General features: G+C 64.0%; 29 protein-coding genes. 26 read left to right on the top strand and 3 right to left on the bottom strand.

The annotated features are described in order from the left end of the window. Nucleotides 1-87: 87 nt before the first annotated feature. Nucleotides 88-1,350: a tyrosine-type recombinase/integrase gene (locus tag H590_RS0106010; protein WP_084149305.1), complete on the top strand. Its 1,263-nt coding sequence runs from the start codon at nucleotides 88-90 to the stop codon at nucleotides 1,348-1,350. 58 nt (nucleotides 1,351-1,408) lie between these two features. Here the strand turns inward: H590_RS0106010 and H590_RS15210 are convergent, their stop codons facing one another. From H590_RS15210 to H590_RS15200, 3 genes are all read right to left on the bottom strand, one after another. Next, on the bottom strand, nucleotides 1,409-1,996 hold the full coding sequence (locus tag H590_RS15210; RefSeq protein WP_036981299.1) for a YPYG domain-containing protein: 588 nt from the start codon (nucleotides 1,994-1,996) through the stop codon (nucleotides 1,409-1,411). 66 nt (nucleotides 1,997-2,062) lie between these two features. Beyond that, entirely contained in the window at nucleotides 2,063-2,464 is a 402-nt protein-coding gene (locus H590_RS15205; RefSeq protein WP_071161711.1) for an ImmA/IrrE family metallo-endopeptidase, read from the bottom strand. Further along, a complete protein-coding gene (locus H590_RS15200) occupies nucleotides 2,451-2,810 on the bottom strand; it encodes a helix-turn-helix domain-containing protein (RefSeq protein WP_036981297.1) in 360 nt (119 codons plus the stop codon). The genes H590_RS15205 and H590_RS15200 overlap by 14 nt, the downstream gene beginning before the upstream one ends. Before the next feature lie 77 nt (nucleotides 2,811-2,887). On the opposite strand from H590_RS15200, the gene H590_RS0105995 reads away from it, so the two are divergent. The 25 genes from H590_RS0105995 (at nucleotide 2,888) to H590_RS0105870 (ending at nucleotide 17,302) form a co-directional block, all read left to right on the top strand. Next, entirely contained in the window at nucleotides 2,888-3,130 is a 243-nt protein-coding gene (locus tag H590_RS0105995) for a helix-turn-helix domain-containing protein (RefSeq protein ID WP_028702847.1), read from the top strand. 88 nt (nucleotides 3,131-3,218) lie between these two features. Continuing rightward, nucleotides 3,219-3,563 carry a hypothetical protein gene (locus H590_RS0105985; protein WP_126412786.1) on the top strand — a complete coding sequence of 115 codons (345 nt, stop codon included), beginning with the start codon at nucleotides 3,219-3,221 and terminating at the stop codon, nucleotides 3,561-3,563. Beyond that, a complete protein-coding gene (locus tag H590_RS0105980; RefSeq protein WP_028702845.1) occupies nucleotides 3,560-4,270 on the top strand; it encodes a hypothetical protein in 711 nt (236 codons plus the stop codon). Before H590_RS0105985 ends, H590_RS0105980 begins: the two co-directional genes overlap by 4 nt. Nucleotides 4,271-4,296: 26 nt before the next feature. Beyond that, the gene (locus H590_RS17260) at nucleotides 4,297-5,151 is read left to right on the top strand and encodes a hypothetical protein (protein WP_028702844.1); all 855 of its coding nucleotides are present in this window, start codon (nucleotides 4,297-4,299) and stop codon (nucleotides 5,149-5,151) included. A 69-nt stretch (nucleotides 5,152-5,220) separates the two neighbouring features. Continuing rightward, on the top strand, nucleotides 5,221-5,466 hold the full coding sequence (locus H590_RS0105970) for a hypothetical protein (RefSeq protein ID WP_028702843.1): 246 nt from the start codon (nucleotides 5,221-5,223) through the stop codon (nucleotides 5,464-5,466). Further along, nucleotides 5,463-6,149 carry a lambda exonuclease family protein gene (locus H590_RS15190; RefSeq protein WP_051238228.1) on the top strand — a complete coding sequence of 229 codons (687 nt, stop codon included), beginning with the start codon at nucleotides 5,463-5,465 and terminating at the stop codon, nucleotides 6,147-6,149. Before H590_RS0105970 ends, H590_RS15190 begins: the two co-directional genes overlap by 4 nt. Nucleotides 6,150-6,160: 11 nt before the next feature. Continuing rightward, nucleotides 6,161-6,796: a hypothetical protein gene (locus H590_RS17255; protein ID WP_051238227.1), complete on the top strand. Its 636-nt coding sequence runs from the start codon at nucleotides 6,161-6,163 to the stop codon at nucleotides 6,794-6,796. Then, complete coding sequence (locus H590_RS15180) at nucleotides 6,793-7,251, top strand: single-stranded DNA-binding protein (RefSeq protein ID WP_084149304.1); 459 nt, start codon at nucleotides 6,793-6,795, stop codon at nucleotides 7,249-7,251. The genes H590_RS17255 and H590_RS15180 overlap by 4 nt, the downstream gene beginning before the upstream one ends. 20 nt (nucleotides 7,252-7,271) lie before the next feature. Continuing rightward, a complete protein-coding gene (locus H590_RS0105950) occupies nucleotides 7,272-7,478 on the top strand; it encodes a hypothetical protein (protein WP_028702842.1) in 207 nt (68 codons plus the stop codon). Between the two features lie 82 nt (nucleotides 7,479-7,560). Further along, the gene (locus H590_RS0105945) at nucleotides 7,561-7,749 is read left to right on the top strand and encodes a hypothetical protein (protein WP_126412784.1); all 189 of its coding nucleotides are present in this window, start codon (nucleotides 7,561-7,563) and stop codon (nucleotides 7,747-7,749) included. Nucleotides 7,750-7,760: 11 nt separating this feature from the next. Continuing rightward, nucleotides 7,761-8,291 (top strand): hypothetical protein, encoded by a 531-nt coding sequence (locus tag H590_RS0105940; protein WP_028702840.1) that lies wholly within the window; start codon nucleotides 7,761-7,763, stop codon nucleotides 8,289-8,291. After that, a complete protein-coding gene (locus tag H590_RS17250) occupies nucleotides 8,288-8,635 on the top strand; it encodes a hypothetical protein (RefSeq protein WP_028702839.1) in 348 nt (115 codons plus the stop codon). The genes H590_RS0105940 and H590_RS17250 overlap by 4 nt, the downstream gene beginning before the upstream one ends. Continuing rightward, on the top strand, nucleotides 8,628-8,843 hold the full coding sequence (locus tag H590_RS0105930; RefSeq protein ID WP_028702838.1) for a hypothetical protein: 216 nt from the start codon (nucleotides 8,628-8,630) through the stop codon (nucleotides 8,841-8,843). Before H590_RS17250 ends, H590_RS0105930 begins: the two co-directional genes overlap by 8 nt. 111 nt (nucleotides 8,844-8,954) lie before the next feature. Further along, the gene (locus H590_RS0105925) at nucleotides 8,955-9,257 is read left to right on the top strand and encodes a hypothetical protein (RefSeq protein WP_126412783.1); all 303 of its coding nucleotides are present in this window, start codon (nucleotides 8,955-8,957) and stop codon (nucleotides 9,255-9,257) included. Nucleotides 9,258-9,848: 591 nt separating this feature from the next. Continuing rightward, nucleotides 9,849-10,058, top strand: a complete 210-nt coding sequence (locus H590_RS17245; protein ID WP_051238226.1) for a hypothetical protein — start codon at nucleotides 9,849-9,851, stop codon at nucleotides 10,056-10,058. A 178-nt stretch (nucleotides 10,059-10,236) separates the two neighbouring features. Further along, nucleotides 10,237-11,310, top strand: coding sequence for a DNA cytosine methyltransferase (locus H590_RS17865; protein ID WP_028702836.1), 1,074 nt, complete (start codon nucleotides 10,237-10,239; stop codon nucleotides 11,308-11,310). A 113-nt stretch (nucleotides 11,311-11,423) separates the two neighbouring features. Then, nucleotides 11,424-11,696, top strand: a complete 273-nt coding sequence (locus H590_RS18635; protein WP_161626003.1) for a RusA family crossover junction endodeoxyribonuclease — start codon at nucleotides 11,424-11,426, stop codon at nucleotides 11,694-11,696. Nucleotides 11,697-11,761: 65 nt separating this feature from the next. Further along, the gene (locus H590_RS0105905) at nucleotides 11,762-13,066 is read left to right on the top strand and encodes a helicase-related protein (protein ID WP_028702835.1); all 1,305 of its coding nucleotides are present in this window, start codon (nucleotides 11,762-11,764) and stop codon (nucleotides 13,064-13,066) included. Next, the gene (locus H590_RS0105900) at nucleotides 13,063-14,022 is read left to right on the top strand and encodes a DNA-methyltransferase (RefSeq protein ID WP_028702834.1); all 960 of its coding nucleotides are present in this window, start codon (nucleotides 13,063-13,065) and stop codon (nucleotides 14,020-14,022) included. Before H590_RS0105905 ends, H590_RS0105900 begins: the two co-directional genes overlap by 4 nt. Further along, a complete protein-coding gene (locus H590_RS0105895) occupies nucleotides 14,022-14,288 on the top strand; it encodes a DUF3310 domain-containing protein (protein WP_051238252.1) in 267 nt (88 codons plus the stop codon). Before H590_RS0105900 ends, H590_RS0105895 begins: the two co-directional genes overlap by 1 nt. A gap of 160 nt (nucleotides 14,289-14,448) precedes the next feature. Beyond that, nucleotides 14,449-14,712, top strand: a complete 264-nt coding sequence (locus H590_RS0105890; RefSeq protein ID WP_126412782.1) for a hypothetical protein — start codon at nucleotides 14,449-14,451, stop codon at nucleotides 14,710-14,712. Continuing rightward, a complete protein-coding gene (locus tag H590_RS17230; protein WP_028702831.1) occupies nucleotides 14,696-15,514 on the top strand; it encodes a hypothetical protein in 819 nt (272 codons plus the stop codon). Before H590_RS0105890 ends, H590_RS17230 begins: the two co-directional genes overlap by 17 nt. Next, nucleotides 15,493-15,942: a hypothetical protein gene (locus tag H590_RS0105880; RefSeq protein WP_028702830.1), complete on the top strand. Its 450-nt coding sequence runs from the start codon at nucleotides 15,493-15,495 to the stop codon at nucleotides 15,940-15,942. Before H590_RS17230 ends, H590_RS0105880 begins: the two co-directional genes overlap by 22 nt. Before the next feature lie 197 nt (nucleotides 15,943-16,139). Beyond that, nucleotides 16,140-17,069: a DNA methyltransferase gene (locus H590_RS0105875; RefSeq protein WP_028702829.1), complete on the top strand. Its 930-nt coding sequence runs from the start codon at nucleotides 16,140-16,142 to the stop codon at nucleotides 17,067-17,069. 38 nt (nucleotides 17,070-17,107) lie between these two features. Next, nucleotides 17,108-17,302 carry a hypothetical protein gene (locus tag H590_RS0105870; RefSeq protein ID WP_028702828.1) on the top strand — a complete coding sequence of 65 codons (195 nt, stop codon included), beginning with the start codon at nucleotides 17,108-17,110 and terminating at the stop codon, nucleotides 17,300-17,302. Nucleotide 17,303 lies beyond the last annotated feature (1 nt).

The following is a 17,303-nucleotide window of genomic DNA, read 5'->3' as shown; positions in this document are numbered from 1 at the left end:
ATTTCGGAGCATCATAGCGCGGCAGTGCGGGGGCATGGCTATGGCACAGCTAGACTCACAGTGTGACTCCCGATCAGAGGCGATGACATGGCAGCAGACAGAAGGCGACCACAAGGCACCGGGTCCGTGTACCAGCGCGGCGACGGTAAATGGGTCGCGCAGATCGACGTGGGATGGACCGAGCACGGCCGACGCCGATACGCGCGCCACACCTGCCGCACCAAGAAGGAGGCGCAGGTCGAGCTGAAGAAGATGATCTCCGACCGCGACAAAGGCGTCACCACCATCGACCCCCGCACCACCGTCAAGACCTGGTGCGACCAATGGCTCGAAACCTGCCAGCACCGCCTCTCCCCAGCATCGGCAGCAAAATACGGTGCATGCGTCCGCAAGTGGATCATCCCCACAATCGGGCGGAAACACCTCTCGCAGCTCACCACCCGCGACCTCGACAAGCTCACTACCGCGATCACCGACGCCGGGGAATCCCCCACCACAGCATCCAATGCGGCATCAATCCTCCGCATCTGCCTCAAAGCCGCAGCAGTCGCAGGCCACACCGTTCCAATGCCAATCCTTCTCGCCCCGCTGCCCCGCCACGCACCATCAGACCGGCAGGCGATCCCCGTCGCCGACGCCGGACGCATCCTCCTCGCAGCAGCCAACCCTCAGACATGGCCACCGCTGCCGCCGCGCCCCAAGGCCCACACAGCCGCTTACGACGCCTACCGTGGCGAGCTCACCCTGCGTGCCACCGACTTCACCCGATGGATGGCCGCGCTCCTCGGCGGCATCCGGCAGGGTGAGGCGCTCGGCCTGGAATGGGACCGGGTCAACTTCGACACGCACTCCATTGACGTGTCGTGGCAGCTGTCCACTGTGAAGCCCGACACGTACATCCCACCACACATCGAGATCCGCCGACTTCACGGGTCGCAGATCCTCAAGCGGCCCAAGTCGTCGTCTGGGTGGCGTGAGATCCCGATGGTCCCGTGGCTGGAAACAGCCATGCTGGACTGGAAGACCCGACAGCCGCCGGGCCCACACGATCTCGTCTGGCCGGGCCGCGCAGGGCAGCCGGCGAACCGATTCGAGGACTTGCAGGCGTGGAAGGCGCTGCAACGGATCGCCGGAGTGGAGAAGGTATCCACGGGCGCACCGTTCGTCGGCCACGAGGCGCGTCACACCACCGTGTCGATCCTCACCGAACTGGGAGTCCCCGAGCCGGTGATCGTGGCGATTGCCGGGCATTCCAGCATCGCCTCCACCCGCGCCTATCAGCACGTCGACCTGACAGAGGCCCGTGCCGCTCTCCAGCGGGTCGCCGACCGACTACAGATCACCGCCTGACACACCACGGCCCCTCTCGCATCATCGCGAGAGGGGCCGTCTTCGTGCGCCCGGAGTATCAGCGTGACGTGTCGTCGACGATCTTCGCCAGCACCACCTCAGGATTGTCCTTCGTGCCGCCGACCGTGCAGTTGAGCAGCGCCGGAGTCTCCCCACCGGCCGCATTCGTCACCTCACCCTGGTAGGACAGGAAGAACGTGTCCTGCAGCGGCACCGCCTTCACGACACCAGCGATGTAGTGGCCCTTCCACTTCCCGCCAGCGGCCGCCACCTCCTTCTTCGCGTACTTCTCGCACACCACCGAAGCCAGCCCCTGGTCGATCCCCCCGGATGTGACGGTCGGATCATCGGCGGGCTCGGCCGTCGTCGGGTCCGTGGCCGGGGCGGAGGATGATGCCCCGTGGGCGACGGCTGACGCGACCGATGGGTCTGCGCCCATCTGTTTGAGCTGTGACTCCTTCGCCTCGGCCGATGATTGCGTCGACGCCGCGGCGGACTGGGACGGGGTCGCGTCAGCGGATGTGTCGTCGTCGCTTCCTCCTCCCAGGGATGCGCCGATCATGATGAGGACGAGCGCGTAGATGCAGATCATCCACCACCGCTTCCAGATCGGCTTCTTGGTGGCGGGGGCTGACTGTTCGGACATGGGAGGTCTCCTTCTGGGTGTGTTCTGAGTATGGCCCAGCGGTCACGTGGCTGTGGGCGCTGGGGTTCAATTGGCGGGGTCGAGTGAGTAGGTGATGCGGGATCGCTCGTCGTCGGTGAGACTGGCAAGACGGTCGCGGAAGACGGATGGCGTGACCCAAAGCTCGGCCGCCGGATCGGGCATGCACAGTGCGTCGCGGATCAGGTGAAGGTCTGGGATCAGCCATCTGGCCGTCTCTGCACGCACCGTCCGCTCGACAGCAGCAGGCTGATGGCTGGTGTGATGGTGACGGATGTGCACGAGCTCGTGGGCGAGGACGCAGCGCCTCTCCGTCTGTGACAGGCCGGTGCGGATCCATATCGTCATGCCGTCAGTGCATCCCCTCCACCCGTGGGGGAGGTCACCCGCCCAGACCAAGGTGAGGTCTGGGCGGGATCGCAGCACCGACCACGGATCACAGGGATTCATCGTCCGGATGCTCCTGGCGGAGGATCTCGTCCTCGGTCGGATCTGAGTCGACATAAGCGGCGACCCCTAGTTCATCTGGTCGCACTGTCGTGAGCTTCGGGCTGTAGATGGCCCGCTGTGCTTCTGAGAGCAGGGCGCCGGGGTTCATCTGGAGTCCCCGCGCAAGGTCTACAAATGCCTCGACAGCGATCCCAGACTCCCCGGTGAACGCCCGCTTGGCGGTCGTCATCGGGACGCCCGTCACTTTGGAGACCTCCGCGAACGTCAGATCGAACTCCTTCCTCCTCTCTCTTAGTTTGGCCGCCAGCCACCGTGTGACTGGACCGCTGAGTTGGTTCGTTCCCATGAGGAAATGGTCCCATTTAGGACCGATCGTGTCAAGGGGTTGACAGGCTGGTCCCAATTGGGTCTACACTCATAGCCATGAGCAACACACCGAGACAGCAAGCGGCCGCTGAGGTCCGAGCCGCAATCGCCCGAAGCGGGGCCAATCATCAGGATGTCGCCGATGCACTTGGGATCAGCCGGCGCGGACTCACCCGGAAGCTCGGCGGCGAGCGCCCCTTCACCGTCGATGAGTTCGTCAAGGTCGCGGCGATCACCAGCACTGATGCGGGATCACTCCTCAATGCCGCGTATGGCATCAGCGGGGAGCAGGTGGCGTGATGGGCGGCATGCTGATCATCTGGCTCCTCCTCGTCGGCCTCACGATCTGGAACTTCCTCATCGAGCGCCACGCAGAGCGGTCACGGCGATGACCGCCACAGCCCCTGAGATGGGGCACGCCGAAACCCTTCCCCAGGGTGACAGGGGCCGGGATGCTCAGCCGGACAAGTTGAGTCCAGATGTCGAGGGTGTGATCGCCGACTACAGGTCGCGCGGGAAGTACATCACCCCGAGGCAAGCCAAGAAGGTGCTCGTCCGCATGGCGCGTGCATCTGACCGCGCTGAGGACCGGCGCACCACACGGCTGTCACCCGATGACCCGCGCGTGAAAGTCATCTCCTGGTCCGACGACACAGGCGAGCGCGGCGCCAAGCACGCCGACGGAGACCTCATCTGGGAATCAGAGATCGTCAGAGAAAGGAAGACAGCATGAGCCTGGAGAGCATCGAGACCGGAGAAGTAGTCGCTCACGCCACCGAGGACGAGGCCCGTAGGGGCACCGCCAAGATCAAGCTGGCGCGTGACCGAGCCGCGAATGCCATTGCCGAGTACGCGGATCGGGTGAAGGACGCGTACCGGCGCCGCTTCGACCTGGCGCTCGGCTATTCGTCGTGGTCCGAGTATGCGTCCGCCGAGCTGTCCGAGGATGACCCGCTGACCGCCGACGTGCGCCGCGAGTTGGTGGGGATGCTGTCTGCGGATGGCATGTCCCCCAAGGCAATCTCCCCGGTGGCTGGTGTCACCCGGCAGCAGGTGTCAAACATCAGGGCTCAAGTTGAGCAGGGTGCAAATGACTTGCACCCTGAATCCCCCGCCTCACCCGTGACTCCGCCCGAGCCTGCCGCCACGATCGGGCTCGACGGCAAGACCTACCAGCGACCGGCCGTCGACCGCCAGACCGGAGAGGTCCTCGATGCGACCCCAGAGCCCGCCAGGCCGAGGCGCACACCGCTCCCAGAGCAGTTCTTCAACGCCGCATACGACCTCTGCCGCAAGGCAGAGCGCGTCCTCCAGCTCACCGAGGATGACAGATTCACCCAGAACAGGGAGAAGCTCGCCCTGAAACACAGGAACGAGCTTCTCCAGGTGATCAGCGACCTGCAAGACGTGATCACCGCACTCGGCGAACCCGCCGAGTGAACCACCCCAACAAAGGAGCAATTCTCATGGCCAACGATACCAACTTCATCTCCACTCAGATCGTGACCGTCACGCCTTCCCTCGCTCGCGAGTGGCTCGGGAAGAACATCGACAATCGCACAATCAAGAAGAGCCTCGTAGCGCGATACCGCAGAGACATGGCGCTCGACAGGTGGAAGTTCGCCGGAGACCCGATCCGCTTCGGGGCATCCGGGCGGCTCCTCGACGGGCAGCATCGCCTCCTGGCCATCTCGCAGATGCCGGACGACTTCACCATCAAGATGATGGTCCTGCTCGGGATTGATGACGAATCCCAGAAGCTGATGGACCAGGGCGGCGCCAGATCCGGGTATGACCAGCTCCATCGAGCTGGTGTGAAGTACGCGTCACGCGTCTCTGCGGCGGCTCGAACGATGGTTCTCCTCGATGAGGGCGTCTTCTTCAAGAGCACGAGCATCTGGCAGGAGTACGGGTCGGTTGCCGCCGTGGAGGAATGGGTTGCCGAGCACCCGTACGAGGTGAAGGTGATTCAGGATGTTTCCAGCATCACCACCAGGATCGAAGCCGCCCCGTCGGCTCTCAACACTGCTGCGGTGATCATCTCCCGCGTCGCCCCGACTGAAACCGTCATCGAGTTCTTCGGCTTCATCGCGGACGGAGGGGCGGCGAAGAACTCGGGGCCGAACGTCCTCGCCAACAAGCTTCGCCGGGCCAAGCGTGTCGGGGTCAACTGGTCGCCCCGCGATGTCATCGCAAACACGATCCGGGCGTGGAACTCATGGGTCACCGGAAAGACGACAATGTTGAATGATCCGCATCACACCCATGGTGGCAAGTCCGGATGGACCGAGGAGTCCTTCCCTACTCCGATCCACCGCTGACCCAACCATCCCCTCAAGGCCCCGCACCGTCATGGTGCGGGGCCTTCGCATACCCGAAAGGAGCCATTCATGACCGATCTTCAATCGCTGATCGTTGACGTGATGTCCGATCCGGCTAGGACTTTCACGGAGCGGCAGGTCGCCGACCGTCTCAACGTGTCCACTGACACTGTGGGCCGACTGCGACGCGCGACCGTCCCCGACCCGGCCAGCGGAATGCCACCACTCACCGGCTGGGTGAAAGTCGGCAGGAAGCACCAGCTTCCGGCGCCCGTCCTCGCCGCATACATCGCACACCTTCCGGTCGTCGCATGACTCTTCGCACTTTCTCTGACATTGAGCAGGGCACGCCCGAGTGGCTGGAATTGCGGCGTGGGATCGTCACGGCCTCATATGTGGGCCGACTGCTCACCGGCGGCGGTGCAGTGTCCAAGTCCAGGACGGCCGACAATGCGATGCTCACCCTCGCAGCCGAGCGCCTTACCGGACGAATCGAACGCATCCCCACCACCCGCGACATGGAACGCGGCACCTGGAACGAGCCGTTCGCCCGCAACCTGTACACCGCACATTTCAGTGTGCAGGTCGACGAGATCGGATTCATGACTGAGGACCGGTGGGGATTCACCCTCGGCTACTCACCGGACGGTCTGGTCGGCGACGACGGGCTCATCGAGATCAAGTCCCGCCGCCAACAACGGCAAGTCGCCACAATCCTCGACGGGAAAGTGCCGGCCGAGAACATGGCACAAATCCAGTGCGGACTCCTCGTCTCCGGCCGCTCCTGGTGCGACTACGTGTCGTTCTCCGAGGGCTGCCCACTGTTCGTCACCCGCGTCCCCCCCGACGAGCACTGGCAGGCCAGCATCCTCACCGCAACCCAACAGTTTGAGCACCTGTTCCTCACCATCGAGGAACACATCACAGCCGCCACCAACGGCATGCCCACCTGCCCAGACACCGGCTTCGACACCGACGACACCATCACCATCGACTGAAAGGACTCATCATGTCGGACGACTTCGACATCTCACCCACCATCGAACCGAACTCTGATCAGATTGGCGCGGATGATCTGATCGCAGGCCCGCGCACCGTCACTGTCACTGGGATCAAGGCAGGCTCAGTTGAGCAGCCTGTCCAGATCGAGCTCGCCGAATATCCGAAGCGCCCCTACCGGCCCTCAAAGTCCATGCGCCGCGTCCTCGTGCAGTGCTGGGGGTCAGACGGCACGCAGTACATCGGCCGACGAATGACCCTGTACCGCGACCCGACGATCAAGTACGGCGGAATCGCGGTCGGAGGGATCAGGATCTCGCACCTGTCGCACATCGATAAGCCGTCCATCGTGCCTCTCACCGTGGCGCGTGGAAGGAAGGCGATGTACAAGGTCCAGCCTCTCCTCGACGAGCCTGCCGCTCCGACGATGACGCAGATCTCGCAGTGCACCGACCTGGACCAGCTGCGCACATGGTGGCAGCAGGCAGACCCGAGACATCGCGACCTGATCAAGGCGCGCGTCGACGATCTCCAGAAGCCGGCTGAGGTGGTGGACGAGCAGACGGGCGAGGTGCAGGACGCTTTCCCCGAGCCTGCCGCCCCTGCTGCTGGTGCTGATCCGTGGGCCGAGGGAGGCGCGAAATGAGCGGCGAGACGCAGATCACAATCATCGGATCGCTCGGGTCTGACCCTGAGCTGAGGTTCACGGCCAGCGGTGTGCCGGTCGCCAACTTCGACGTGGCATCAACCCCGCGCACCTTCGACAAGCAGCGCAATGAATGGGTCGACGGTGAGGCACTGTGGCTGCACTGCACTGTCTGGCGCGAGTTCGCGCAGCATGTTGCCGAGTCGCTGTCCAAGGGGATGCGCGTCATCGTCCAGGGCAACTTGAAGGCCCGCTCATACCAGGACCGTGACGGCCAGAAGCGCACCGTCCACGAGGTCGACGTGACCGAGGTGGGCCCGTCGCTCAGGTATGCGACGGCGGCTGTCACGCGCTCCCAGTCCGGCCAGCACTCCGGCCAGCAGCAGCGGCCGCGTCAGGACCCGGGAGTGGACCCGTGGGCACAGCAGCCGTCCGACCAGAAGCCTCCGTTCTGAACCTGACAAGGAGTTCCATCATGGATGATTTGACAGCAGAGCAGCAGATCGCCATCACCGGATGGCTGTCCCAGAATCCGAACATGTGGTGCGGTGGGGTGGAGATCCGCACCGGCCGCCCCTGGCTCGACGAGATCCCCCTGGTGTGGATCACAGCATCCCGCTGCCCGATCCTTCCCGGGGGGTTCGGATGGGTGAGTGGGAGGACCGTCCGGACGATGGGCTGAGGGTCCGCACCGCCCAGTGGCAACCGTCGCCGCTTTTCACGGTCAGACTGGCAGAGGTCTCCACCGCCGGGATGGCCGCGTGATGGCTGACATTGAGCGTGCCGCCGCCGAGTTCCGGGCGTTCTGGGAGGCGACGGATGTGGTCGCCTGCCCGGACTGCTGGGGGTCTGGCTTCGATCCGACGACCGAAGAGGTCGATGTCCGCGCCTGCCAGCTCTGTGAGGGCTCCGGGTGCATCCGCGAATCCGACCTACCAAGACGTGACTACTGAAAGGAAAGAGAATGACCAAGACCACATTCACACCGTCCACTGAAGCTGTGCGGAGGCGATACCGGGCCCTCCTCGATATTGGAGTCTCAGTTGATGAGGCTGATGCCGAGTTCGACCGCTGGCTCGCCGTCCGCGATCAGGGCATCCGTGACTCCGTGAAGCCGCCCGAGCTGACCGCCAAGGAGCACCTGGAGGCCGCATGGGACAAAGCGCACCCCGTTCCGAAATGGCGGGATGTTCCGGCGGGAGTGACGATCATCGCACGCCGGAAAAACGGGAAAATCTGGGTCGATGCGCGGGGGTGGACTTCCGGGCTTAATGACCTTGTCGAGGTCCGCACCTTGGAGCCTCTGCCGCCGGTGATCCCCGACGACTGCAATCGGGTCTTCGCATCGACGCCGGAGTACGGAAGTCGGCTCATCTGGATTCGTGAGACTGACGACCCGGACTGCTGGCGTGCCGCTGATGGCACCGCGTGGATACGGACCGCCCTCACCTGTGAGCTGATCGACCCGAAGCCCGTCCCAGAGGAGGAATCATGAGCGCGCGTGACGACCTGGCGCAGCTTCTCGTGAAGCGAGCCGGAGACCATATCCAGATGCTCGACGGTGGGCCCGAAGAGAACGCCCATTCCGTGTCCATCGGACTCTCAATGAATTGGGCGGCGATAGCAGATATTATCCTCGCCGCCGGATTCCACCGTGACCGCAACATCGAGACCGAGGAGGAGCTGGAGGCGCTGCCGGAAGAGTCGCTTGTGCGTGATGCTGATGGCGTCCACCTCACCAAAGACTACGAGTCCTGGTATATGACGCGCGCTGAGGACCCGGATGACGTGGTGCTGCCCGCCACCGTCCTGTGGGAGCCGGAGGCCGACGATGAGTGACCCGCTGGCAGAGGAGCTGTACGCCGCAATGGGTGAGCACGGTGCCTCGTGGGCCGAGGATGGCCGTGACATGTGCGCATGCGGGGCTGACATGGGGCCTGACGAGGGGAATGCCTGGGACTCCATGGAGCGCCATAATGTCCACCTGGCTGAGGTGCTTGCCAAGATTGCACAGGCGCGTATCGCCAAGAAGGCCGACGATGAGTAAGCCCTGCCGTCACGAGACGCTACTGCGGGCCTCCAGCTGTCAGGAAGGCCGAGCTGTGTGGGTCTGCCTGAAGTGCAGCAAGGTCATCGAGATCCCGCTGGAGAACCTCCGATGAGTGATCGAGACCCGCTTGCCGAGGCCCTCAGGAATGCATGGCCAAGTCGGTCATGGGAAGGCCCAACGCTCGTATGTGGCTGCGGATGGGAAACCGACATGATCGACAGTGGCAGACATGCGCAGGACTGCGAGGACGAGTTCGACAATCACATGTTCGAGCATCTCGCCCAAGCCGCCCGCACATTCATTGCCGGCGAGATTGAAGCTGAAAGAAACCGGACCGACGAGTTCGCTATGGAAGCATACTGGGAAACCGCGATAGACGCGGCCGCAGCGGTCGTGAGACGAGAACCGTAGCAGTCACTCACCTGACGCCATCCCACAATCGAATCTCAGGGCGACCCACACGGGCCGCCCTTCTGCTTGCCCCGGCATCCCACCACGGATGCCGGGGCAGCCTCACGAAAGGACCACCACAATGTCTGAGCCTGAATGGATGTCCCGCGCCGCATGCAGAGGCCACTGGGACGAGGGCGACTGGGACGACCTGAGACCTGACTCCCAGCTCGACGTCTGCTCCATCTGCCCCGTCCTCACCCAATGCCGCGCCGACGTGGACGAGCTGACCCGGAGAGGATGCCGCCCGTCAGGGATCGTCCAGGCAGGACAGGCCTACGGGCTGCACCTCGGCTCGTCGATCCGCGTCATCAGAGGTGCCCACGTGGCGCCACGACCTGCACCGCCGCGACCGGACCCGCCCTTCGACGAGACACGCACCGTCTGCGCCCACGGCCACCCGTGGACCCGCAGCACCGTCCGCCTCCAAAAGACCAACCACGGGGATCGCCGATGCTGGCGGTGCATGGAATGCCGCCGCGCATCAACACGCGCACAGACGGCCGGACGCACCCTCAACCAGCAGCTCGCCATCGACGCACTGGAGACAGCATGAGGATCGGCTCGATCTGCACCGACACCATCGACCTCGACGAGGTGCAGTGGCTCCTCGACGCCGGCGAACCCCCCGCACAGATCGCCCTCCGAATCGGACGCAGCGCCTCCACCATCGAGCAGGCCGCACGACGACACCGACGCGCCGCCATGGCCGCCACCTTCGGACGCGAGCGCCGATGGGCCGAAGGGAGACGAGCCGCATGAGACAGCAGCCGTCCCGCTTCGTCATCGAGACCGCGTTCGATCTCCGCAGAATCTTCGGCGGATGGCATGAGGCCGCGGTCGCACTCGCACAACTCGACGTGCACAACACCACCAGCCAGATCCAGTTCTCCAACGCCATCGCAACTGTGATCCAGAACAACATCGAGGGGAGGAACGCATGCTCACCGTCGGCTCGATCTGCACCGGCTATGGCGGTCTCGATCAGGCAGTCTGCGCTGTTCTGAACGCGCAGGTCGCGTGGACCTCTGACATCAGCACCGGAGCCTGCAAGCTCGCCGCTCATCGCTGGCCTGACATCCCGAATCTCGGCGACATCACCGCCGTGTCGTGGCACACCGTGCCCACCGTCGACATCATCTGCGGCGGCACCCCCTGCCAGGACGTGTCCCTCGCCGGACGTCGCGCCGGAATGACCGAGGGCACCAGATCCAATCTGTGGGAATCAATGAGAGAAGCAATCCATGTCATCAAGCCGTCCATCGTCGTCTGGGAGAACGTCCCAGGCGCACGCTCAGCCCGCGCCGCATCGGCTGGCGACCTGGAATCCGAGCCGGGACCTGTGGGAGACGCAGACGGCAAGCCTGTTCTCCGAGCACTTGGCCGTGTTCTCGGAGACCTGGCCGGCCTCGGGTTCGATGCGGAATGGCGCAGCATTCGAGCGTCCGATGTCGGCGCCTGCCATCGTCGCGAGCGCGTCTTCGTCCTTGCTTGGCACCCCGACCGCATCGCTGACGCACGGGGATGGCCCCCCCTGTCGGCCTCTCATGAACACCGACTCGCACGCGGCTACCTCGACGCTCAGATCCTCGACCTGATGCCCACTGTGAGGGACCCATCGTCCACGGGACCGGGCGCCCACGGGGACGGCGGGGCAGACCTGCAAACCGCGATCCTCCACACGCCACGTGCATCGCGAGGCGCATCGACAACAGAGAACTGCTCGATGATCACCAGTCAGTGGGGACGTTACGCCGACACCGTCGCTCGCCAGGAGAAGGCGTTCGGAATCCCAGCACCGGACCCCATCGAACCTGGGCGCAACGGCACCCCCCGACTGTCGGCCCGCTTCACCGAATGGATGCAAGGCCTACCTGCCGGCTGGATCTGCGACGTGCCCGGAATCACCCGCACTGAGTCAATCGAGCTCGCAGGAAACGGCGTCGTCCCGCAGCAGGCGAAAGCCGCACTAGCCGACATGCTGCCATCAATCACAGAGAAGGCCACAGCATGACAGATCAGAGGATCAGGATCGAGGTCCCCGCGAATGAGTGGGTCACGTCGAATGACCGGCTGCACTGGCGGGAGAAGGCGAGACGTGTCGCCGCTGTCAGACGCCGATCTGCCGTGCTCGCCCGCCAGCAGCTCACCCCGATTGACGGGCCGGTCCTCGTCGCCTGCCGTGCACGATTCCGTGCCGGACGAGGCCTCGACTCAGACGGCTGTGCTCCGACATTGAAAGCTGCTATCGACGGGATGACCGACGCCGGAATCTGGGCTGATGATGACTCCACGCACGTCGGCCAGATCTGCTACCTCCCATCCCGCAAAGACGACGACCTGGTCAAAGGCTGGCACGCCCTCGACATCATCATCAGCACCCAGCTCGTCCCATTCTGACCAGCACCCCCGCAACCCACCAAGCACCCGCCCAGGGTGCTTTTTTCATGTCCGAAAGGAAAGACATGACCGAGACCTATGCGGAATTTCTGGCCAGTAAAGCCATCATCGCAGAGCAGGACGGTCGCACAATAGACCCTGATGACCTCCATCCGATGCTGTTCGACTGGCAACGGCGAATCGTCGCCTGGGCCATCCACGTACGTCGCGCCGCAATCTGGGCCGACACAGGCCTCGGAAAGACCCTCATGCAGGTCGAATGGTCACGACAGATCGGCGGCGTCGGACTGATCGTCGCACCGCTGGCCGTGTGCCGCCAGACAGTCCGAGAGGCCGCGAAGATCGGCGTTCACGCCCACTACATCCGCGACCAGTCCGAAATATCTGGTGATGGAGTGTGGGTTACCTCCTACGAGATGATCGCCCGGTTCGACGCGGCGACACTCGACTCAGTGGTGCTCGACGAGGCATCCATCCTCAAGAACTCTACCGGCTCCACTCGCGACGCAATGATCTCCACCTTCCACGACGTGCCGAACCGGCTCGCATGCACCGCCACCCCGGCACCCAACGACCCGGAGGAGCTCACCAACCAGGCCGAATTCCTCGGCCAGATGACCCGCACCATGATGCTCGCGGCATATTTTGTCCACGATCAGGACGGATGGCGCCTCAAAGGCCACGCCCGCCGGCCGATGATCCGATGGATGGCCACATGGGCTGTGGCGATCACACGACCGTCAGACATGGGCGGCAACGACGACGGTTTCATCCTCCCCGGCCTGAACATCCTCGGCCACACCGTCGACGCCGAGGTGGTCGAGGATGGCGCGCTCTTCGCCGTCGACCTCGGCGGCGTGCAAGGCCGATCCCGCGTCCGCAAACAGACCCTGGACGCGAGATGTTCAGAGGCCGCCCGCATCGTCGCCGCCGAGCCGGACGAGCCGTGGCTGATCTGGGCCGGGCTGAACGACGAGGCGGACCGGCTGTGCCGGCTGATCCCCGGAGCCGTAAATGTCAAAGGCTCAATGGACCCCGACGAAAAAGCAGCCCGGCTCCTCGACTTCGCAGACGGAAAGATCAAGACAATGGTCACCAAACCGTCCATCGCATCCCAAGGACTGAACTATCAGCACTGCGCACGAATGATCTTCGTCGGGATGTCGGACTCCTACGAGCAGTACTACCAGGCGATCCGACGCTGCTACCGGTTCGGCCAGAAACGCGTCGTGAACGCCCACATTATTGTGTCGTCAATCGAGCAGCAGATCGTCGCAAATGTCCGCCGGAAAGAACGGCAGGCATCATCAATCACCTCCGCGCTGGTCGCCGAAATGCGGGCCAGCAACATCGAAAGGATCGCAGCATGACCGCAGGAAACACCGCCAAATACGTGACCGACGACCACATCACCAAGCATGCCCACCTGATGCTCGGCGACTCGTGCGAGCGCCTCGCAGAATTGGACGACAACTCCGTTGATCTGTCAGTCTGCTCCCCGCCGTTCGACAGCCTGTACACCTATTCTCCGTCGGTGCGGGACCTCGGCAACTCGGCGACACGCGGGCAATTCCTCGACCACTACCGGTTCATCGTCGACCACCAGCTGCGCGTCACGAAGCCGGGACGGATCGCGTGCATTCATGTGCAGCAGTTGACGACCACGAAAGCCACTCACGGGTTCGTCGGAATGTCAGACTTCCGTGGTGATGTGATCCGACTGTTCCAGCAGGAGGGGTGGATCTTCCACGGCGAGGCAACCATTTGGAAGGACCCGCAGGCCCAGTCGATCCGGACGAAAGCGTTCTCGCTGGCATTCCAGACAAAGAACCGAGACTCGGCATCATGCAGGCCGGCGCTCGCAGACTATCTGCTGCTCTTCCGGAAGCCAGGCCACAACGACATCCCCATCCCGCATCTGGCAGCCGAGGGTGAGGTCACCAATGACGATTGGATCGAATGGGCCGGCCCGATCTGGTTCGACCACGGCGACGACGAGGGACGATTCGGCCCGGTGTGGACCACCATCCGCGAGTCCGAGACGTTGAATGCCAGGATGGGCCGCGAGTCCGCCGACGAACGTCACATCGCACCATTGCAGCTCGAATTCATCCGCCGCTGCGTGCTCCTCTACTCCAATCCCGGGGAGCTGGTCCTGTCACCATTCGGCGGAATCGGCTCCGAGCCGTACGTCGCCGTCAGGCATGGCCGTCGTGCTGTCTCGTGCGAGCTGAAGCCGTCATACTGGCAGGCCGCCTGCCACGTCATCGATGACGTGGAGGCTGAGATGGCATTGCCGACACTTTTCGATGAGTCGAGCGAGTGATGACAGACCCGCTCAAGGACGCGCTGAATGCTTTCTTCCCATCCGACCCAGTCCATCACCCATCGCACTACACGGCCGGTCCGCCGTGCCCGGGATGTGGCCGGCCCATCGAGTGCATAGACATCACCAGGACGATGGACTTCTGCCTCGGAAACGTCGTCAAATACGCGTGGCGCGCCCGACTGAAAGGCCACCCAATCGAGGACCTGGAAAAGGCACGGCAGTACCTCGACTTCGAGATCGAACGACTCAAGGAGGAATCGTGAAAGGGAAGCTGGAACGCAGTATGAACGGCTTCGAGGAAGACGTTTTCAAAGCCCGTCGGATCGTCCCATTCAAGCCGAATACGGTCCGTCAGATGAAACGCATCTGGAACCAATGGTCCAGGCGCACATGGCGACAGAGATACCAGAAGGAGGAATGGAGATGACGAACATCGCCGTCCCGAGTATCCGCACGTGGAGTGATGACAAGTCGGTCGGCGACGTGCATCGCTGCTACTTCTGCAAGCCGGAGTTGTACCCGCCGATGCCACGCGGATGCACCCTGTGCTCCTGCTGCGGAGTGTTCATCGTCACCGGGGTGACCGACGACCCGCTGAACGAAGCCATGGAACTCTGCCCCACCTGCGAGGACTGGCTCAACAAGGAAGACGAGAAGGAGGTGAGATCGGATGTGGGCGAAGGTTGACGACAAGCTCCACGCCCACCCTAAGTTCGCAGCCCTTCCCATGTCGGCTCGCGGCCTGTGGGTCACGGCCATGTCGTGGTGCGCCGACTACCTCACAGACGGTGAGCTGCCCGAGCGGATGGTCCTCGCCTTCGGGGCCCGGAGGAGAGACGCCGACAGGCTCGTGGAGGCCGGGCTGTGGGAGGTCACCGGCACCGGTTTCAGGTTCCACGACTGGGGCGCCTATCAGCCCTCAGCACGCGATGCTGCCAAAGTGCGGGCGGAGATTTCTGAAAAGCGCGCCCGCAGTGGGGCCAAGGGAGGGCGGAGCAAAGCCGCCAATAGAGCCAAATCGTCTAGCAAACCGTCTAGCAAACGTGTAGCAAACGTCAAGCAAATGTGTAGCCCCGAACCCGAACCCCATTCCGTACCTACGGTACGGGGCGACGGGGCGCCCGCACCGGTCCAGGAGACCCTCACCGGCGAGGTCATCGAGCCACCGGCGGACAACGCCGGAACCCTCGTCGCCGAGTGGATCGAGCACTGCAAGGTCCGCCCGCCCGGCAACGTCGTCGGCCAGACCTCGAAGCAACTCCGGATGCTCCTCGAAGACGGACTCACCGCCGACCAGATCCGACCAGGACTCGCCGCATGGCAGCGGAAGGGCGCCCACCCCACAGCGCTGCCCTCATTCGTCAACCAAGAACTCAACTCAACACCCGCCAGCAGATCCGGCGGCCCCGACTGGGACCGCTGGATGGCCGAGGCCCGCGCCGCCGACGAGGCAGACAGGAGACACCAATGGACCGAGAACACGCAGTAGCCGTCCTCCGAAAAGTCATCGCCTACTGCCCGGCGATGAAACTCAACGACGACTCACGACAGGCATGGGCCGAAGCCCTCGCCGACGCCAACTTCCAGGACTCCCTCGACGCAGTCGCCGTCATCGGCGCCAAGCCCCTCGACCCCGGCGAGCAGCTGTGGATCCAGCCAGGACACATCCTCGCTGAGGTGCGCCGGATAAGGGCCCGCCGCCTCGACGACTTCGACGTGGCGACTCTCACCGGTGCCCCCGCCGACGTGGACGACTACCTCGCGTGGAGGCGCGCCACCAATCGCGCCATCGCCGACGGGCACCGATCCGGCCTCCCCCAGATCGAGGACAGCCGCCACCAGGTGTCCGCAGACTTCATCCGCGAGCTCCGCGCACGATCCAGAGGGCAGCTCCCCGGGAAGGACATCCCCAGCTGAAACATCTACTGCCAACTACTCGAACAATTTTCGAGTAGATGCATGACATCCGAGCCGTGACCACACCGTCGCGGCTCTTCCTGTGCCCACCATCCCTGCGAGGTTGCCACGAGACGGCCTCACAGCCCGACCCGGCACATCTTCCCACCCCACCACCTCCCAGAGCCTTAGCAACCGCTTTCCCGAAAGGACACCCCATGCCCACACCCGATCAGCTCTTCACCTACAGCGCACCGCCAACCCCCGGCCTCGCAGGACGATTCCTCGAGCCGCCCTTCTCCGTCCTCGACCGCAGACAAGGACGCTGGCAGGACCGCAGACGCCAGTGGGACGCCATCGGCCTCCACTCCGAGACCGGCCGCAGCCCCGAGCTCGTCCACGACTACTCGGCGACCATGCGCGTCAAATCCCGCTCATCCGACGCCGGAACCTCGATCTTCGACCCAGCCCTCGCAGAGCTGATCATCGCCTGGTGGTCCCGTGAAGGGGATCAGATCCTCGACCCCTTCGCCGGCGGATCAGTGCGCGGCGTCGTCTCCTCGTGCATGGGACGCCGCTACACCGGCGTCGACCTGTCAGCAGACCAAGTGAAGGCCAACCGCAGGCAGGCCGACCTCGGCTCACCCGACATGCCACCCCAGTGGATCTGCGGCGACTCCGCCGACATCGATGCTCTCCTCGACGACGCGGTGGAGGCCGACCTGATCATGACATGCCCGCCCTACGGCGACCTGGAGCGCTACTCCGACGACCCCGCCGACCTGTCCACCATGGGGTGGGAGGACTTCCAGACCGCCTACCGCACGATCCTCTCGACCACGGTGGAGCGCCTCCGGCAGGACCGCTTCGTGGCCGTCGTCGTCTCAGACATCAAGGACCGCGACGGCGCCTACCGAGGACTGCCAGCCCTCACCTCGGACGCTCTCACCGCTGCAGGCTGCCGGATCGTCACCGACGCCGTGATCCTCGACCCCCTCGGATCCAAGCAAATGATGTGCGAGCGACCCTTCAAGGCGAATCGCACACTCACCCGCGTGCACCAGAACCTCATCGTCGGAGTGAAGGGCGACCGGCATGTGGCCACGGCCCGACTAGACGCCGCACAGCATGACCCCATCGCGTCCTGAAAACGCCTCATAAACCGCTTTCCCGAAAGGACACCACCATGAAGATCACACGCATCGTCGTCTTCCCCATCCCCACCACAGACCGGTGGATCGTCTACAGGGTCCAGAAGTGGCCGGACGGATCGGTCATCTCCGACTGGCCCGACCGAGAGCAAGCCGTCAACAACGCACGCGAGCAAGGCCGCCACTACCACTACGACTGCCCCGTCGTCACTTACCCCGAGGAGGACTGAC

The sequence above is a fragment of the Acidipropionibacterium jensenii DSM 20535 genome, from assembly GCF_000425285.1.
GTDB lineage: Bacteria > Actinomycetota > Actinomycetes > Propionibacteriales > Propionibacteriaceae > Acidipropionibacterium > Acidipropionibacterium jensenii.
This window is presented reverse-complemented; position numbering and strand designations above follow the sequence as displayed.

What these genes read in the sequence shown, in the direction of transcription:
- H590_RS0106010 (WP_084149305.1), top strand. Translation starts at nt 88, where the DNA reads ATGGCAGCAGACAGAAGGCGACCACAAGGCACCGGGTCCGTGTACCAG.
- H590_RS15210 (WP_036981299.1), bottom strand. Translation starts at nt 1,996, where the DNA reads ATGTCCGAACAGTCAGCCCCCGCCACCAAGAAGCCGATCTGGAAGCGG.
- H590_RS15205 (WP_071161711.1), bottom strand. Translation starts at nt 2,464, where the DNA reads ATGAATCCCTGTGATCCGTGGTCGGTGCTGCGATCCCGCCCAGACCTC.
- H590_RS15200 (WP_036981297.1), bottom strand. Translation starts at nt 2,810, where the DNA reads ATGGGAACGAACCAACTCAGCGGTCCAGTCACACGGTGGCTGGCGGCC.
- H590_RS0105995 (WP_028702847.1), top strand. Translation starts at nt 2,888, where the DNA reads ATGAGCAACACACCGAGACAGCAAGCGGCCGCTGAGGTCCGAGCCGCA.
- H590_RS0105985 (WP_126412786.1), top strand. Translation starts at nt 3,219, where the DNA reads ATGACCGCCACAGCCCCTGAGATGGGGCACGCCGAAACCCTTCCCCAG.
- H590_RS0105980 (WP_028702845.1), top strand. Translation starts at nt 3,560, where the DNA reads ATGAGCCTGGAGAGCATCGAGACCGGAGAAGTAGTCGCTCACGCCACC.
- H590_RS17260 (WP_028702844.1), top strand. Translation starts at nt 4,297, where the DNA reads ATGGCCAACGATACCAACTTCATCTCCACTCAGATCGTGACCGTCACG.
- H590_RS0105970 (WP_028702843.1), top strand. Translation starts at nt 5,221, where the DNA reads ATGACCGATCTTCAATCGCTGATCGTTGACGTGATGTCCGATCCGGCT.
- H590_RS15190 (WP_051238228.1), top strand. Translation starts at nt 5,463, where the DNA reads ATGACTCTTCGCACTTTCTCTGACATTGAGCAGGGCACGCCCGAGTGG.
- H590_RS17255 (WP_051238227.1), top strand. Translation starts at nt 6,161, where the DNA reads ATGTCGGACGACTTCGACATCTCACCCACCATCGAACCGAACTCTGAT.
- H590_RS15180 (WP_084149304.1), top strand. Translation starts at nt 6,793, where the DNA reads ATGAGCGGCGAGACGCAGATCACAATCATCGGATCGCTCGGGTCTGAC.
- H590_RS0105950 (WP_028702842.1), top strand. Translation starts at nt 7,272, where the DNA reads ATGGATGATTTGACAGCAGAGCAGCAGATCGCCATCACCGGATGGCTG.
- H590_RS0105945 (WP_126412784.1), top strand. Translation starts at nt 7,561, where the DNA reads ATGGCTGACATTGAGCGTGCCGCCGCCGAGTTCCGGGCGTTCTGGGAG.
- H590_RS0105940 (WP_028702840.1), top strand. Translation starts at nt 7,761, where the DNA reads ATGACCAAGACCACATTCACACCGTCCACTGAAGCTGTGCGGAGGCGA.
- H590_RS17250 (WP_028702839.1), top strand. Translation starts at nt 8,288, where the DNA reads ATGAGCGCGCGTGACGACCTGGCGCAGCTTCTCGTGAAGCGAGCCGGA.
- H590_RS0105930 (WP_028702838.1), top strand. Translation starts at nt 8,628, where the DNA reads ATGAGTGACCCGCTGGCAGAGGAGCTGTACGCCGCAATGGGTGAGCAC.
- H590_RS0105925 (WP_126412783.1), top strand. Translation starts at nt 8,955, where the DNA reads ATGAGTGATCGAGACCCGCTTGCCGAGGCCCTCAGGAATGCATGGCCA.
- H590_RS17245 (WP_051238226.1), top strand. Translation starts at nt 9,849, where the DNA reads ATGAGGATCGGCTCGATCTGCACCGACACCATCGACCTCGACGAGGTG.
- H590_RS17865 (WP_028702836.1), top strand. Translation starts at nt 10,237, where the DNA reads ATGCTCACCGTCGGCTCGATCTGCACCGGCTATGGCGGTCTCGATCAG.
- H590_RS0105905 (WP_028702835.1), top strand. Translation starts at nt 11,762, where the DNA reads ATGACCGAGACCTATGCGGAATTTCTGGCCAGTAAAGCCATCATCGCA.
- H590_RS0105900 (WP_028702834.1), top strand. Translation starts at nt 13,063, where the DNA reads ATGACCGCAGGAAACACCGCCAAATACGTGACCGACGACCACATCACC.
- H590_RS0105895 (WP_051238252.1), top strand. Translation starts at nt 14,022, where the DNA reads ATGACAGACCCGCTCAAGGACGCGCTGAATGCTTTCTTCCCATCCGAC.
- H590_RS0105890 (WP_126412782.1), top strand. Translation starts at nt 14,449, where the DNA reads ATGACGAACATCGCCGTCCCGAGTATCCGCACGTGGAGTGATGACAAG.
- H590_RS17230 (WP_028702831.1), top strand. Translation starts at nt 14,696, where the DNA reads ATGTGGGCGAAGGTTGACGACAAGCTCCACGCCCACCCTAAGTTCGCA.
- H590_RS0105880 (WP_028702830.1), top strand. Translation starts at nt 15,493, where the DNA reads ATGGACCGAGAACACGCAGTAGCCGTCCTCCGAAAAGTCATCGCCTAC.
- H590_RS0105875 (WP_028702829.1), top strand. Translation starts at nt 16,140, where the DNA reads ATGCCCACACCCGATCAGCTCTTCACCTACAGCGCACCGCCAACCCCC.
- H590_RS0105870 (WP_028702828.1), top strand. Translation starts at nt 17,108, where the DNA reads ATGAAGATCACACGCATCGTCGTCTTCCCCATCCCCACCACAGACCGG.